This window comes from Sphingomonas sp. S6 (assembly GCF_043498045.1).
In the GTDB taxonomy this organism is placed as follows: Bacteria; Pseudomonadota; Alphaproteobacteria; order Sphingomonadales; family Sphingomonadaceae; genus Sphingomonas.
On the sequence record NZ_JBIEOE010000005.1, the window covers coordinates 35,700 to 47,602 of the forward strand.

At 64.9% G+C, this 11,903-nt stretch carries 11 protein-coding genes and 1 pseudogene; 4 read left to right on the forward strand and 8 right to left on the reverse strand.

Translation table 11 applies throughout. From position 1 onward, the window contains the following. Window positions 1-71: 71 nt before the first annotated feature. Window positions 72-1,400, reverse strand: a complete 1,329-nt coding sequence (locus ACGVWT_RS10015; protein WP_394426202.1) for a surface lipoprotein assembly modifier — start codon at window positions 1,398-1,400, stop codon at window positions 72-74. Further along, the gene (locus tag ACGVWT_RS10020; protein WP_315462482.1) at window positions 1,397-3,178 is read right to left on the reverse strand and encodes a transferrin-binding protein-like solute binding protein; all 1,782 of its coding nucleotides are present in this window, start codon (window positions 3,176-3,178) and stop codon (window positions 1,397-1,399) included. Before ACGVWT_RS10020 ends, ACGVWT_RS10015 begins: the two co-directional genes overlap by 4 nt. A gap of 246 nt (window positions 3,179-3,424) precedes the next feature. Here ACGVWT_RS10020 and ACGVWT_RS10025 point away from each other — a divergent pair. Beyond that, a pseudogene (locus tag ACGVWT_RS10025) lies at window positions 3,425-4,276 on the forward strand (DDE-type integrase/transposase/recombinase); the annotation flags it as partial. A gap of 172 nt (window positions 4,277-4,448) precedes the next feature. Here ACGVWT_RS10025 and ACGVWT_RS10030 read toward each other — a convergent pair. The 3 genes from ACGVWT_RS10030 to ACGVWT_RS10040 form a co-directional block, all read right to left on the reverse strand. Then, entirely contained in the window at window positions 4,449-5,228 is a 780-nt protein-coding gene (locus tag ACGVWT_RS10030) for an SDR family NAD(P)-dependent oxidoreductase (protein WP_315462481.1), read from the reverse strand. A 1-nt stretch (window position 5,229) separates the two neighbouring features. Beyond that, window positions 5,230-6,291, reverse strand: coding sequence for a cytochrome P450 (locus tag ACGVWT_RS10035; protein ID WP_315462480.1), 1,062 nt, complete (start codon window positions 6,289-6,291; stop codon window positions 5,230-5,232). 381 nt (window positions 6,292-6,672) lie between these two features. Continuing rightward, window positions 6,673-7,365: an SDR family oxidoreductase gene (locus ACGVWT_RS10040; protein ID WP_315462479.1), complete on the reverse strand. Its 693-nt coding sequence runs from the start codon at window positions 7,363-7,365 to the stop codon at window positions 6,673-6,675. A 149-nt stretch (window positions 7,366-7,514) separates the two neighbouring features. Here ACGVWT_RS10040 and ACGVWT_RS10045 point away from each other — a divergent pair, with 149 nt between their 5' ends. Beyond that, window positions 7,515-8,174, forward strand: coding sequence for a TetR/AcrR family transcriptional regulator (locus ACGVWT_RS10045; protein ID WP_315462478.1), 660 nt, complete (start codon window positions 7,515-7,517; stop codon window positions 8,172-8,174). Between the two features lie 145 nt (window positions 8,175-8,319). On the opposite strand, the gene ACGVWT_RS10050 is transcribed toward ACGVWT_RS10045, so the two are convergent. Together ACGVWT_RS10050 and ACGVWT_RS10055 are read right to left on the reverse strand one after the other, a co-directional pair. Then, complete coding sequence (locus ACGVWT_RS10050; protein ID WP_315462477.1) at window positions 8,320-8,559, reverse strand: hypothetical protein; 240 nt, start codon at window positions 8,557-8,559, stop codon at window positions 8,320-8,322. 251 nt (window positions 8,560-8,810) lie between these two features. After that, window positions 8,811-9,188, reverse strand: a complete 378-nt coding sequence (locus ACGVWT_RS10055; protein WP_315462476.1) for an STAS/SEC14 domain-containing protein — start codon at window positions 9,186-9,188, stop codon at window positions 8,811-8,813. A gap of 166 nt (window positions 9,189-9,354) precedes the next feature. Here ACGVWT_RS10055 and ACGVWT_RS10060 point away from each other — a divergent pair, with 166 nt between their 5' ends. Then, window positions 9,355-10,035, forward strand: coding sequence for a response regulator transcription factor (locus ACGVWT_RS10060; protein ID WP_315462475.1), 681 nt, complete (start codon window positions 9,355-9,357; stop codon window positions 10,033-10,035). Beyond that, window positions 10,026-11,417, forward strand: coding sequence for a HAMP domain-containing sensor histidine kinase (locus tag ACGVWT_RS10065; RefSeq protein ID WP_315462474.1), 1,392 nt, complete (start codon window positions 10,026-10,028; stop codon window positions 11,415-11,417). The genes ACGVWT_RS10060 and ACGVWT_RS10065 overlap by 10 nt, the downstream gene beginning before the upstream one ends. On the opposite strand, the gene ACGVWT_RS10070 is transcribed toward ACGVWT_RS10065, so the two are convergent. Continuing rightward, entirely contained in the window at window positions 11,377-11,709 is a 333-nt protein-coding gene (locus ACGVWT_RS10070) for a hypothetical protein (protein WP_315462473.1), read from the reverse strand. The genes ACGVWT_RS10065 and ACGVWT_RS10070 overlap by 41 nt on opposite strands. Between the last annotated feature and the right edge of the window lie 194 nt (window positions 11,710-11,903).

Genomic DNA, 11,903 nt, shown 5'->3' on the forward strand with positions numbered 1-11,903 from the left:
GGCGCCGATTTCAATGGCGTCTCCAGCAGCATGGCCTGTAGAGCTGCCGGCGTATGGGGTAGCGCACCAAATCAGAAAGTTCGCGAAAGCCCGATTTCCGCGAATATGCGCCGATAATCGTAGATCGAGACGGTGGAGACGTTTCGTTCGAAACCCAGGCGAACGGTCGGCGAGAGACCGCGGATCGACCATTGCCGCAGGATGGCCCCGGTGCGCGCCGACACGAACCATTCGCGCCGCTTGTCGGTGAACAGGAAGTTACGTCCATCGCCGATAAGCCGCCGGCCTGCGGCGGACGCGAAAACGGTGCTACGGCCCCATTCCCGCCACGCGTAGAAGACTGGACCGAACGACCAGGAGGCATAGCTGGGATCAAGCGCGGCCTGCCGCGTCACGCCGCCGCCCACCGCGATTCCCGACCGCGCGGACAGCGCGTGTTCGACGCTGACGTTCGCGTCGTAAAGCGTTCCGTCCTGTAACGGGTTACGGTCGTACCGGATCGCGCTGCGGCTGATGTTCGCGGTGAGCTGCGTCGTCCGGCCCATCTGGTGAAGCCATTCGCCCGTCAGCGGATAGGTGTCGGCGAAGGCCTGTCCCCCGTACCAGCGTTTGCCGATGCCGTAGGTCACGCCCAGTTGATCGTGGGGCCCGCGCCATTCGGTGCCGAGCAGCGCTGTGGCGAGGATGTCGTTTGTGCTGCCGCCGCGGTAGAGGTCTGCCGAGCCCGTCACCCGCGCGATGAGCGACACCCGATCCGTGATGGATTGCTTGGCAAACCCCGATGCGCGCATCCGCAGGCCGATGCCCGATGTCTCCCGCGCATCGCGATCGAGCAGCAACGGAGCGATGACCGTATCCAGCGTACGCGCCTGCGTGCCGCGATTGATGTTAGTATCGGGCGCAAGCGTCAGTTCGAAGGAGCCGCCCAGCCGCTTTGGGCTGCGCAGGGCACGCGAGAATTGCGATACCTGCTCGGCGACATCAGCGGGTAAGCCTGCGGCCTGTGCCAGCCGCAGCTGGCGACGCGCGCCGATTTCGTCGCCGAGCCGGGCCAGCACCATCGCCAGTTCCAGCCGCACACGCGCCGCGTCCGGTTTGGCATCGAGCAGCCGGCGATAGGCCAGCGCCGCCTCGCGCCAGCGTTCGCGCGAAGCGAGCAATTGTCCCTTCCGGAACAGCGCCTCGCTGCGCACTTCGACGTCGGGATCGCGCGACAGGGCGTCATACAGCTTCAGCGCATCGGCATCGCGCCCGTCCGCGAACGCGCGGCCTGCCAGATCGAAGACGTCAATCGCGTTCAGGTGCTGCGGAGATCCAGCCCGCTGCCCGGATACCGCGCAGACAGGACAGGCGATCGCCGCCAGCAGTAGCGTTGCAATCGACCAAGATCGTATCGTCACTGCCCCTTGGTGACCATCGCCCCGTTGACGAGCGTTCCCGCCCCGAGACCATCGGGCACGCGCAGACGGAACACCCCCGCCGCTTCATTGGCGGACGGGCCATAGAAATTGACCAACATGGAGCCGATCGACGTCCCCGCATTGCCCTTGATATCGGCATTGCTAGACGATGCGTAGCTGTTCAGCTTGCCCGAAAAGCCGAACGCGCCATAGTCGATCTTCGTACCGCCGTTACTGCCTGCCAAGGCCAGATTGCCCGATACAGATTGTGCCCCGAAATCGACGGACATCTTCGCCGTACCAGTCACGTCATAGAACGTACCCTTCGCATCGGCCCCGGCGCCATAGGCGACGCCCGCGTAATTTGCGGTGCCAGTCCGGTTGGCGAACAGGCCGCTGGGCGTATTGAATCCGTAGACGAAGAAAACCCGGTTCGACTCCGCGTAGAAGGACACGCTGGCGTCGGTCGACGTCGAATATCTACCGAAGCTGGCGTAGGTGAGTGCCAGTTCACGATTGTCGCTGCCCGTCTTGTACAGTTGCAGCGTCGTGGACTGACCGGCGATCGTACGAGCGTAGCTGGTGAAATTGGGGTCCCCGGCGACGATCGATGTTACGGTATAATCCCCGCCGGCCATACCCGACGTGGGTGGGCTGAAGCTGACGTTGCCGCTCGTCTTGTCGGTGAACTGGCTCCGCGACACAGCAGGCCCGAGCAGGGCCGGATAATCGGATACGGTCGGCGTACCGCCGGTACGCGGCGTGCTAACCGTCAGGGTCGTCGCATCGGCGTAGAAGAGTTGCGATGTCACCAAGCGAGCGAACGACGTGTTGATCGCGGGCAGCGTGGTATCGCGCTGGCCGGTCAGGGCGCCATTGAAGGCGCTGCCGTCGCTGGCCGAGCCTGAGAAGCTGGCGCCGATCTCGTCGGCATTGGGGCCGTAGAAACGTCCATTCAGTTGCCCGCCGATTTGGCGACCGCTCGAGCTGTAGACGACATCGCCCGAGAACGCGCCGTTGCCAGCAGCAAGACGCCCCCCGCCGGTCAGGTCGAGCCCGCCACCGACCGTGCTTTTGCCCGAGATCAGGCCGGTGCGAGTGACCGATGTCGCCGTCGAAAACAGGCCGTTGACGAAATCGACGTCGAAGCGTCCCCTGCCTTGGAAGACGTCGGGTTCCGCCCCAGGGAAGGAAGCAAGGCCGAATACGTCGGTCGCAAACGTTCCTGCTCCAGTTCTAGGCACACCACTCGCCGGCGTATCAAGCCCGTAGGTAAACGTCGTAAAGGCGGTATCCTGCCGCTCGCCCGAGCGGGTATTGCGCTGCGCATACCCCATGCCGACGTAGCGATTGGATACGGTGCCATAATAGGGGGTCGTGACCAATGTTAGATAGCTGGAGACATCACCGGTGCGGCGCGCATACTTCGTCTCGCCGGTCACGCCGCTCGTCTGTCGGTCCGTCGGCCCGAACGTGTCGGTGACGCCGCCTCCAGTGATCGTATAGCTGCTGCTTGACGCATCATAGCTGACGGTCAGGGGCGTGCTTGCCGCCCGGCCTGAAATCGTGGAACTGGACGTCGTGTTGAACGACACATCGGTTCTTGCCGCGTCGTTTGCGAAGCTTTGGCTAGCGCGCAGATCGGTAATGGTCGCATTTGTCGGTGTCGGTGTCACAATCGGGGGCGGGGAGGAGGCGATTCCTCCACCGCCCCCGCCGCCACATCCATTGAGTGCGAAAGCCATCGCAATGGCGGACGTCGTCGCGCACTTGTTCATGATCTCATTCCCCCATTGCCCGGGCACGTATTAGTCGCCCGAAATTGATAAGGGAAGGTACACGATGCCTAGTAAATACGCCGCACAATGTCCGGTGACTGGTCAGGCGCGCATAGGCGAACGCGACAATAAACACGGATTTGACATCCCTCGTTTTTTATCCGCGCTGAGCAAGAGGTTTGCGGCGCTTGCAGCCATTCGGCAAGAGGTTAGGACATAAGGTAGTCGGAATACAGGGAAGAGCAGATTGCGTTCGCACTGAAGCAGCCGAAGACAGGTGCGATGGTAGCGAATTTACCCGTGGGATGGGTGTTTCGGAGCAAGACTTGTACGGCTAAAAAAAGGCGTATGGCGGGTCCGACGTCGACGATCTGAGGCGGGCGAAACAGTTTGGACTGAGAATCGCAAGCTTAAGCAGCTTGTCGCCGATCTCAGCCTCGACAAGCACATTCCGCAGGATATCCCCGCAAAAAAGGCTTTAGCGCCTGGGCAACGGCGCGGGATCGTCGCGCATATCCAGGCATGCCATGGCGTCGGCGAACCGCGCTTAGGGTCGGCCGCTCTTCGGCGCGCTTCGTGTCGCACAAGCCGGATCAAGCGCTGCTGCGGACGCGCCTCCACGATCTGGCTGTGGCGCGGGTGCGCTACGGCCATTTCCGGACCTGCTTCCTGCTGGCCGGGAAGGCCGGCTGGTGAACTAAAAGCGTCTATCGGCTCTATTGGGAAGATGGGCTGAGCCTCCGGCCCAAACGTCTACGTCGAAGGCATCGGCGATGCGAACCCAGAACGCCGACAGGCGGCGTCGGCGCCCAAAGAGATGTGGTCGATGGACTTCGTTTGGGCCGCATTGTTCTGTGGCCGAAGGTTGCGTGCGCTGACGGTGATTGACGCCTTCGCTCGCGAAGCGCTGACGATCGACGTCGATCAGGACATCAAGGGTGAGCAGGTGGTGGCTGCGAGGGCGCGGATCACGTCAGCGCGTGATGCACTCAAGCCATCAAGGTCGATGATGGTTCGATTTCATCTTGATTGCGCTCAACCGGCGGGCAGATGAATAACGGCGTTACGCTCGACTTCGAGGCGGCCTCCGCGACGACGCCTCAGCAGCCGGTGGTGCGGTAAGCGATGGCGGGCGCACGGATGCCGATCGACCGGCCGCCATCGGCGGCAGTGTATCGCGCGTCGTTCCTCCGTCATGGAGTGCGGTCACAGGCGAGCGATCGTCAACGCGTCTCCCGTTGCCCATCGCAAATCCGGCGTGAAGACCCGATCAGGACACGAGGAAGCCGCCGTCGACGGCCAGATGCTGACCGGTGATATAGGCGGAGGCGGGGCTCGCCAGAAACAGGATGGCGCGCGCCTGCTCGATCGGTTGCGATAGGCGCCGCAACGGCATGCGTCCGGGCTGGACCATCGGGCCCGTCGGCGGCAAATCCGTGGTCATGCGCGCCGCGCCATCGCTCGCCGTGCCGCCCGGCTGGACCGAATTGACCCGGATGCCATGTGGCGCGAATTCGATCGCGGCGGCGCGCGTCATCGCATCGACGCCCGCCTTGGCGGCATCATAATGCATGTTGTTGAAGATCGTCGGGCGCACCGCGCTGACCGACGACACGTTGACGATCGTTCCTCCATCGGCTTGCTCCCGCATCATCTGGATCGCGTGCCGCATCATCAGAAAGGTGCCGCGGGTCGTGACGCCTTGCATGACGTCCCATTCCGATGCCGGCATGGTCATGGTGTCAGCCTTGCGGCGATAGGCGGCAACGTTTGCCAGCACATCCAGACGACCGGCGAACGATGAGGCCGCCTGTCGATATAGCGCGGCGACCTGCGCTTCGTCGGCGATATCGCACACCGCCCATTCCGAGCCGGTGGCCAGAGCCGCCTCGCGAACCGCGGTCGCATCGATATCGGCGAACAGGACGCGGGCACCCACCTCGGCGAACAGCGTCGCGGCGGCACGCCCGATCCCCGATCCCGCGCCGGTCACGATCGCCGTCTTGCCGTCCAGCCGGAAAATCGCCTCCGGTGCAATCTGCGCCGCCATGTCAGACGTCCCACCGCAGATGGAGTGAATTCATGCCGTTGACCGATCCGGCATGGCTGACCGCCGGGCGATCGGGATCGAGCCGGAAATGCGGGATGGCTTTGAGCCATTCCTGGAGGAAGACATAGATTTCGACGCGGGCGAGTGGCGCGCCGACGCACTTGTGCGGTCCGTTGCCGAAGGTGTTGTGCGTCGGATTGCGATCGAAATCGATCTCGAAAGGGCGATCGTACAAGCGGTCGTCCAGCCCGGAAAGGCCGATCGGCACCAGGACCATGTCGTCCTTGCGGAACCGTGCGTCCTTATAGTCGAGGTCGCTGAGGATCAGCCTTCCCGTGCTGGACAGGCCGAAGCGGCGGAGGAACTCCTCGGTTGCCTGCGGGATGATCTCGGGTTCGTCGATCAGCCGGCGGCGATGGGCTTCGTTGGTGGCCAGATGGCGGACGATGAACGCCAGCATGTTGGCGACGGTGTCCAGACCGCCGAAGAAGATCAGGAGCGCCATGCCGATCGTCTCGTCTTCGCTGCGGAACCGCGGATTATCGCGCCAGCCGACGATCCGGCTGAGCAGATCGTTCCCTGGCTCGACCGCACGCTGGTCGAGCACGTTGGTGAGATACGCCTTGACGTTGGCGAGCGCGGTCAGCTTCTTCTCGGAATCGGTGGAGGTCATCCAGGTGAGCCCCCATTCGACGAACTTCTCGCGCTCGGCGACGGGCAGATCGACGATGCCGAGGAACATCGTGACCGGCATCACGCGTCCGAAATCGTTGACGAACTCGCATGCGCCGCGCGGCTTCAGCGTCTCGATGATCTCTCGCGTGAGCACCTCGGCCTTGTCCCGCATTTCGCGGACGCGGCTGGGGGTGAAGGACGGGTTGATCAGCGCACGATAGCGGGCGTGGTTGGGCGGATCGACGGTGAGCGGCGGCATGATGACCGGAGTCGCGCCGCGAGGGATCGTAAACGTTTCGTGGCTGAAGACCTGATAGGTTTCCTGGATGAACTTGATGTCTTCGGCACGTGTGACGATCCAATGGCCGCCGTTCCGCGGTGTCCACACGATGTCCGGGCCGCTTTGTAGTCGGCTTAGTGCGGTGTATACGTCATCCCCGTTTCCTATTCCGGCCGGATGCAGATAATCGTAGTCGACGACCAACTCGTCCGGTACGTGCGCCGGTTTTGGCGCGCTTGCGTATAGCGCACGATGCTGAGCATAGATGTCGGTCGCTTTCTGGTCGGCCATGGTGGGGCGCCTCTCAACTACGGGTGATGTCATCGTAAGCGTGCAGAATGGGTCTGGTGGTCGGGATGCACTTGCTAAAGGCGTCACGACGTTGCGCATCGTAGCGCTCGCCGCGCGCCGCAATCCTTGGGTCGAGGTCGCGAGCGACGCTGCCCTGCTGGGTTGACCCGTCGAACAGGGTGTCCGTCGCCGATCTGCTCATGCGACCAAAAATCCGCCGTCGACCGCGATCGACTGGCCGGTGATGTAGCGTCCGCCTTCCGATGCCAGCAACAGCGCGAGCGGAGCGACATCCTCCGGCGTGCCATAGCCGAGCGGCAGGCGCCGGGGATCCATGCCCGGGCCGGTCGGCGGCATCGGGCAATCCGGTGGAAAGGGATCGGAGCGGATCGCGCCGACCAGGATCGCGTTCGACGTGATGCTGCTGGCGGCGAAATCCAGGGCGAACTGGCGCACGAGCGCGTTCGTGCCGGCCCGCGACGAGCCATAGGCGTAGTTGCCGTTCAGCACCGGATGAACCGAGCCGATGGTGGATATCGTGATCAGCCGCCCGCCGCGGCCATGGCCGCACATGACGCGCGCCGCTTCGCGCATCAACAGAAACGCGCCTCGCACGTTGGTCGCGTGCACGCGATCCCACGCGTCCAGTTCGAGCCGATCGATCGGCCAGGCCCCTGCGCGGACCGACCCGTTCACCAAGATGTCGAGCTCACGGAGCGGTGAAAACGCCGTTTCGACCGCCTCTTCGTCGAGAGCGGGTTCGGCCGCATGAACGACCTGCGCACCCGCGTCGCGGAACAGCGTGACGATCGCGTGCGGGATCAGGCCATTGCCGGTGACCAGTGCAAGCTTCCCCTCAAGAGAAAACAGCTCGGGACCGTGGGAAGACAAGCACCCCTCCTGTTGACGTCGACCTCGACGGAGTCTGGATCCAGCGTCCGGCTCGCCTGCTCAATCTAAGACACGTGTCTTAAGAGGGCTATTCTTGACACGCAAGCGGCTTCGGTCGAGCGCGGGTGGCCGCCGCAGGGACCAGCTTGATGACCGAAACTGACGCACGGGTAGACGCCAGGGGGCGGGGCGACACGTCCGTTGCGCTGATCGAAGCGGCGGAGCGTCTGTTTGGCCAGCAAGGCATCGAGAATGTGTCATTGCGGCAAGTGCGCATCGAGGCCGGTGCTGCAAACAACTCGGCGATCGCCTACCATTTCAAAGATCGAGAAGATCTCGTGCGCGCGATCTGGGCGTATCGATTGCCGGTGCTGGATGTCGCCCGGCGCGCCATGATTGACGACGTGGTCAGCCGTAACGAAGCTCGCGTGGCTGCCGCGGTCCTGCGTACGATCGTCATCCCGAACTACGACTTGCGGGACTCGACCGGTGTTCACCGCTATGCGGCCTTCGTTCGCAACGCCATGCGATGGCGCCAGGGGGCTCTGATCCGCAACGCGCGCCTTACGGAAACCCCGGCCAGCGTGGAGGCATTGTCGCTATACCTCGCGCTCAGGCCAGATCTTCCGTCGGCGTTGATGTTGTACCGCCTGCGTCACGCATCCGGTCTTTTCTACGATATGGTCGTCGAACGGGACGCCGCGATCGCCGCGGGCGACGACGTGATCGGGGAAGATGATTTTCTGGCCGAAGCGATCGGCATGATGGAGGGGGCCTGTTTGGGCAGAAGGGACTTCATCGCCGCGTAGGATGTTCCTTGCGCAGCCCTTTGTTCATCTCTTGACGATGCGCCGGACGCCTCACTGGTGCGGTAGCACCCCGAGATTTAGGCGTGGGCATCACAAGCATGATACGGGGCGGGCGGAAACACGATGCACCCGGTTGGCGTGCGGGTCAGTCGCCTGGAGCGCAGGTACCAGCTGGGCGAGGTGCCGAATGCGCTTTCGAAGTAGAGAAACAGCGCGCGGATATCGCGAACGCAACATGATCCGCGTAGATCGGGTCGCGCACCGTCGCAGACGCCGGCGTGAGCGCATCGAGGCACGCCAGCAACCGTTCGTCGGCCAGTTCGGCCATCAGGATGTTTGCCATCAGGCCCGCCGAATGGGTGTCGATCGCCGGACCGCGCAGCATCGAATCTCGGGCAATCGTGAAAGATCACGCCGTCTTTGCCGTTGAATGAGCCCGCGCAGATCGCCCGTACGGCGGCTGACCTCGAAATCACTCTTCACGGATGGAATAGATGGGCGATCTTGATGCCGGAGCGATATCCGGGATGGTCGTGACATGACGTACGTACGGCGCTTCTTGCGTAGAGGGCCGCTTCCAAGGCGCGCAAAATGCCTTGGCCCGCATGGCCAAGGCATCACTGACGGCCTCGCGTCTCACGCTTTGGTAGCCCCTCCTGGTTCGATACCCGACACGACCCATGCGAGGGCTTCGTCGTATGACGTGGCGAAGCGGGTGAAGGGCTGGTTGAAGATGCGGCGGACTTGCAGGCGGGCGAGCGTGGCACCGGTGACGATGGCGAGGGCGCGTGCATTCCTCATCTTGGTCAGGTGATCGCCCATCGCGGCGATCGTGTCCTGCGCCTGCACCGGACAGCGTGAGACGTCGATGATCAGCGCGTAGCTGGGCAGCCGGGCGGCGGTGATCTGGGCGATCAGGTCGGCGACCAGCTGGTCGGCGTCCGCGCGGGTGAGCATGCCGTGCATGTCCAGCCTGATGAGAGCGTGGGTGCGGTCGACAACGATCTTGTACATGCGCGGTCCTCCAGCGCGTGTCACGATAGCGGCAAGTCGTTGATAAAGTGACTATCGGCTGGCCTGCGAGTGGGGGCGACAGTCCGCATGCCGGGCGCCTTCGGCATGCCACACACCTGTCACATCCGCGTGGCATCGCCGCGTCAGGAAGACCGTAGAAAATCCCATGCGCCTGCTGATCGTCGAGGACGATCCCGTCATCGCCGATCAGATCGCCCGCAGCCTGCGCGCCGTGGGGCATCAGCTGCGCGTGGCGGCGACGGGGGCGGCGGCGCTGCTGGCGCTGCGGCAGGACGATTGCGACGCGATCGTGCTGGACCGGATGCTGCCCGATCTCAACGGCCTGTCGGTGATCGACCAGATCCGCCGCGACGGCCTCGCGACGCCGATCCTGATGCTGAGCGCGCTGGGATCGGTGAAGGACCGGATCGAGGGGCTGGCGAGCGGTGCGGACGATTATCTCGCCAAGCCCTTCGACATGGACGAACTGGCGGCGCGCATCGCGGCGATCGCGCGGCGCGGCACCCCGGCGGGCGAGAGCGCGCGGCTGGAGGTGGGGCGGTTGCGGCTCGATCCCAGCGGCCATCAGGCGTGGTTCCGGGGGCAGGCGGTGACGCTCAACCGGCGGCAATATTCGCTCCTCGCCCACCTGATGCGCCATGCCGACCGGCTGGTGACGCGATCGATGCTGCTGGAGGCGGTGTGGGGCTATGCCTTCGCCCCCACCGCCAATATCGTCGAAAGCAATCTCAGCCGTTTGCGTACAGCCCTGATCGGCATCGACTGCGACCCGATCGAGACGCAGCGGGGCGCGGGCTACATCCTGCGCTCCGAACGATGCGCCTGATCATGCGGCTTGCCGGCTGGGGAGGGCGGGGGCGTCCGCATGGCCTGGGACGGCTGCCGATCCAGGTCGGGTTGACCTTTACCGTGATGATGGCGCTGGTCGGGGTGATCGGGTTCAGCGTCGCCGACGCGTGGATCGCGCGGCGGGTCGATAATTCGCTGCGCGCGCATGCCGCCAAATATCTGGGGCTGGGCCATGGCCAGCCGGTGACCGACGCCATCGTCGCCGCAAAGATCGTCGACTGGCAGCGTCGCAAAGTGTTGAGCCAGCGCACCTACGTCCTGTTCGGCTCAGATGGCAGGCGGATCGCCGGGAGGCTCGACATCGCGCCGCCGCGGCTCGGCTATTCCAACGTCCGCTTCCATGCGGGCGGACGCGGCACGCAAAAGGGCAGGGCGCTGGCGACGCGCCTGCCCAGTGGCAGCCTGCTCGTCATCGTCCAGCATAGCGAGGCGGGCGAATCGCTGCACGAACTGCTGCCATGGGTGGTGCTGGCCTTGTCCCTCGCCGCCGCGGTGACGGGCGTCGCAGTGACGTTGGTATTTGCGCGGCTGATCGCGGTGCGGCTCGCCGCGACGCAGGAGACGGCGGATGCGATCGCGGGCGGCGACCTCAGTCGCCGGGTGCCGACGCAGGGGCTGGACGGCGTGTTCGCGGGGCAGGCCGACAGCCTCAACCGGATGCTCGACCGGATGGACGATCTGGTCCGCAGCCAGCGACTGTTCGCGAGCAATCTGGCGCATGACCTGCGCACGCCGCTCACCCGGCTGCGCGGCATATTGCGCAATGGGGCGGAGGATTCCGCCGTGCTGGAGCGGGCGGAGCGCGAATGCGCCGCGATCATCCGCATTTTCGACGCACTGCTGCGGCTGGCGGAGATCGAGGGCGGGCGGCATCCGGCGGCGCTCGCCCCGCTCGATCTGGGCGCGTTGATCGAGGATGTCGCCGAGACGATGGAGCCGGTGCTGGCCGACCACGATGGCACGCTGACGTTCGGGGCTGGGGCGCGGCCGATGGTGGCGGGGGACGCCGATCTGCTGGGGCAGATGCTGGTCAACGTGCTCGACAATGTCGTGACGCATACGCCGCGCGGCACCCATGCGCGCCTGTCGCTGGCGTCGGACAACGCCTTTGCGCGCATCACGGTGGCGGACGATGGCCCCGGTCTGGCCGAGGCCGACCGCGCCCGCGTGGTGCAGGCGTTCGAGCGCGCGGCGCAGGCGGAAACGCGCGGCAGCGGGCTGGGGCTGGCGATCGTACAGGCGATCGTCCGCTTCCACGGCGGCACGCTGCGGCTGGACGACGCCCGGCCCGGGCTCGCCGTCCGGATCGCGCTGCCGCTTACGCCGCCTGCCGCTTGCGCCGGTTCCGCCGCCGGTTGAGCCACATCGTCAGATACATCCAGACGCCCGAGCCCGCGAAGAACAGCAGCGCGACACCGCCGCCGACGTTGAGCGCGATGCCGACCGGGCCCAGCGTCTCGCCCGAATGGATATGCTTGAACCAGCGGTTCCAGCTCTTCATCGCGCTTGGCGCCGCCGGCGCATCGGCGGATGCCGTCCTGGCCGGCGCGCGATCGAGCAGGCCGGTCGCCTGCGTCGCCAGCCCGGTCGCGGCGAGGAGCAGCAGCAGGAGCGCGAACCAGGGAGCAAGCAGGCGGTGCCAACGGCGCATCGACGCATATCCATCATGTGGGCAGGTGGCGTCGCCCTGACACACGCAATGTGACAGGCTGGCGATGCTTTCATTCTAAGTTTGCAATGTAGGCACGCTTTGCCCGCCCCGGCGCTCGATTGTCACGGATCGGTCACAGAGCGCACCTAGCGCGCCGCTCGACACGGTCGTGCCCCGGCGGGAGGGGGCCGCCG